The sequence below is a fragment of the Streptomyces sparsus genome (genome assembly GCF_054776295.1).
The window spans coordinates 6017-9360 of record NZ_BAAHCA010000106.1; the positions used below are offsets into that span (position 1 = coordinate 6017).

The 3344-nt window shown below is 67.9% G+C and carries 2 protein-coding genes and 1 pseudogene; 2 read left to right on the plus strand and 1 reads right to left on the minus strand.

Annotated features, from left to right (window positions below; genetic code table 11):
* Nucleotides 1-231, plus strand: a pseudogene (locus ACYVE9_RS08610) (hypothetical protein); the annotation flags it as partial.
* A gap of 35 nt (nt 232-266) precedes the next feature.
* A complete protein-coding gene (locus ACYVE9_RS08615) occupies nt 267-1115 on the plus strand; it encodes a thioredoxin domain-containing protein (RefSeq protein WP_461027150.1) in 849 nt (282 codons plus the stop codon).
* Between the two features lie 1287 nt (nt 1116-2402).
* On the opposite strand, the gene ACYVE9_RS08620 is transcribed toward ACYVE9_RS08615, so the two are convergent.
* Nucleotides 2403-3344: CopD family protein (locus ACYVE9_RS08620; protein ID WP_461027151.1), on the minus strand; the 942-nt coding region annotated here is incomplete at its 5' end.

Sequence of the window (3344 nt, forward strand, 5' to 3'; positions counted from 1 at the left end):
CCCCGCGGCGAGCTGGCGCTCGCCCGGCTGCTGCACGCCGCAGCGGCAGAGGCCGCCGACTGGTTCCGGACCATGCTGGTGGCGTTCGGCACACTGCGTCCTGCACCCCTCCGCCGCCTGGCGTCCGGCCGCTGCGCCCACCGGGCGCCCTCCGCCCACGGCACCCCGCTCCTCGCCCACTCCGTCGTGCGAAGGGGACCGCCGCTCCCGGCTCTCACCACAGCCGCCTGAGCACGTCCGTCCCCACACACCGGAGCAGAGAAGTCATGAGCAAGCGCAACACCCAGGAAGCCAAGCGTGAGGCCCGCGAGCGGCTGCGCATCGAGCGCGAGAAGCAGGCCAAGAAGGACAAGGTCAAGCGCAACCTCGGCATCGGCGTGGCCGCGGTAGCGGTGCTCGCGATCGCGGGCGGCATCGGCGTCGCCGTCACCAACATGGGCGGTGGCGGCGGTGACGACGCCAGCGACTGGGACGCCGCGGCCAAGGTCGCCGAGAGCACCAAGGCCTCCGGTCCGTACGACGGCTACGAGGCGCCGGCCAACACCGAGGGCGAGGACGGAGTTGACGTCGTCGTCGGTGAGAAGGATGCGAAGAATTCCATCACGCTCTACGAGGACATGCGCTGCCCCGCCTGTGCAAGCTTCGAGCAGCTTAACGGCGAGAAGATCGAGCAGGACATCAAGGAAGGAAAGTACAAGGCCGAGTTCGTCTTCGGCACATTCATTGACGGAAAGGCCAAGGGCAACGGATCGAAGAACGCCCTGAGTGCTCTCGGTGCCGCGCTCAACGTCAGCCCGGAAGCGTTCCTGGAGTTCAAGTACCTCCTGTACTCCGCCGACGTCCACCCGGACGAGCTCGGTCCTGACAAGTTCGGGGAGGACGACCACCTCATCGAGCTCGCCCAAGACATCGAGGACCTCAAGGGCAACAAGGAGTTCGAGGACGCCGTCAACAACGGCACCTTCGACCCCTGGGCAGTCAAGATGTCGGGGAAGTTCGACGATGCTGAGGACGTCACCGGTACGCCCAGCCTCAAGGTGAACGGCGAGAAGGTCGACACGCCGCAAACGCCGGAGCAGTACGAAGCCATAGTGGGCGCGAAGCTCAAGGAGTAACCCGGTACGCCGGATGAACGTGAGGGGCGGGTGTCCATGCCCGCCCCTCACCTCTGTCTCTCTTCTCTTTCCGCGAGGGAACCGTTCACCAACACGCATTCGCGCACTCCCGTGCACCCGGTGCTCACTGCGCGCGCACGAGAACACCGCAGCACGACCGGACGAGAACACCTCAACCTCAGCACGACTGCGCATGCCGGGGACGACAGTGGTTCTTCGCAGCCTCATGCAGCAGGCTGTGCCCCGCCTGCCCGGCCGACTGGTCACCGTACTGCGACGGCAGGGGACGCATGCAGGCCCCGAGTGCCACCTCGGCCAACCTCCAGGTCCGCTTCGCCACCACGCCCGGTGGTCATCACTGTGGGCCGCGAGTGGGAACCCGAGGCCGAGCCCACGATCACCGAACCCCCGCAGACGGCGGCCGCCTCAGCGTCCCGCTCATCATGCTCCGCCATCGCCGTGCCCGCGTTCATCGATGCCTCCCGGAGAGCCAGTGCATCCCGAGCGGATGTTTGCACGAACACCACTCCGAGTTCCTGTACGCCAAAGTGCAGAAGAAGTACGTGCCTGCCATCACGCCAGAATTGGCTGAAACCAGGGCAACCTCTTGACCACAGTGCGTTGCACGCACGACCATTACCTGGGAATTACTCCACCACGTGTCAGTCGGCTGACGCCATGACGTACCCGAAAGCACAAAGAGAGGCAATGATGAGAACCACTCTCCGCGCAGCCCTCACCGCAGCAGCAGCCACCGCGGCCGCCCTCACGCTGGTTTCCGGTACCGCATCGGCTGATGCCAAGCCTGAGGTGCATGCCAATACGCAGGTGAAGAAGACTTTCACGCTCTGGGTTGGAAAGCCCGCCGGGGCGACCATTCGCACTGCGCCCTACGCTACGGGCACGGTTACTTCGCGCGTCCCCCAAGGGGGGAGCGTTCACAATATCGAGTGCGGCTTGATCAACAACAAGGGAAACTACTGGTACAGGATCAACTCGATCCCGTACTCCACATACGTCTACTCAGGCAACCTGTCCAGCGCCCCCGGAATTCCGAGGTGCTGATCTGTCGCCGTTCGTAAAGCGACGCAACCAACCAACCGGCAATTCGGGGAGGTCGGGGCCGAGGAAACTCTCGGTCCCGGCCTCCACGCCACATTCCAGCGGTACCGTTGTTTCCTCGTCCTTCGTCGACCTGTGACGATGGTGAGAGCAGCTTTCTGGCCGAGCGGAACCGACCGCCCGCCCGAACCGCAGAAGGGCGAATGCCGCCTGTCGCCCGCCGCCTCAGCGCCCGAAGGGCCAGGGCATGCCCCACACGAACGGCACCGGTACGGCGGTGAGCAGGGCGGAGAGGGCGACGACCGCGAACAGCACCCACACCTCGGCCCGGGCCGGGGCCATGGCGGCCCACGGGTCGGGCTCTCGGCGCAGTCGGCGGCGCGCGGTGACGGCGAGGGCGGCGATCACCGCGACCAGAAGCAGCTTGGCCAGCAGTACCCGGCCGTAGGCGGTGGTGAGCCAGGCGTCCATCGGGAGGCGGCGCAGCGTGCTGGCGACGCCGGTGACGGTGAGCGCGGCGAAGAGCACGGTGGCGAAGCGTGCGTAGAGGCCCAGCAGGCCGGCTGCGGCGGTCGGGGAGGCACGCCAGCGGGCCATGGTGCGCAGCACGTGCAGCAGGCCGCCGGTCCACAGTGCGGCGCAGGTGAGGTGGACCAGGGTCAGGGCGCTGCCCAGCAGCGGGGTGTACTGCTCGGGGTGGGCGCGCAGCGCTTCGGCGACGATCACCACGGCGAGCGGCAGGGCGGCGGTCTGCGGCCGTCGGGACATGGAGCACAGCCAGGCCACCAGGAAGCCGTTGACCTCCAGCAGGGCGAGCGTGCCGTCGTGGTTGCCGTAGAGGCTGCCCGGGTCGAGTTCGGCGAGCGACTGCGGCAGCCGGTTGCCGTTGGCGACGATCGCGGCAAGGCCGAGGGCGGCGACCATTCCGGCGGCGGCTGCCGTGGGCGACCACGGGCGCGGCATCGGTCCGTCGGGGAGTTCGGGCACCCGGCGGACGAGCCGGGCGGTGAGCAGTTCACCGACGTGCACGCACAGGGCGGCGAACATCACGGTCCGCAGCAGCGTGTGGGTGCGGGCTCCCGGCCCGGTGCCCTCCCCGGTGCCGTCCAGGGCGGCTGACGGGCCGAGCAGGGATATGGCCGCGGCGGCGGCCACCAGGGCCAGCAC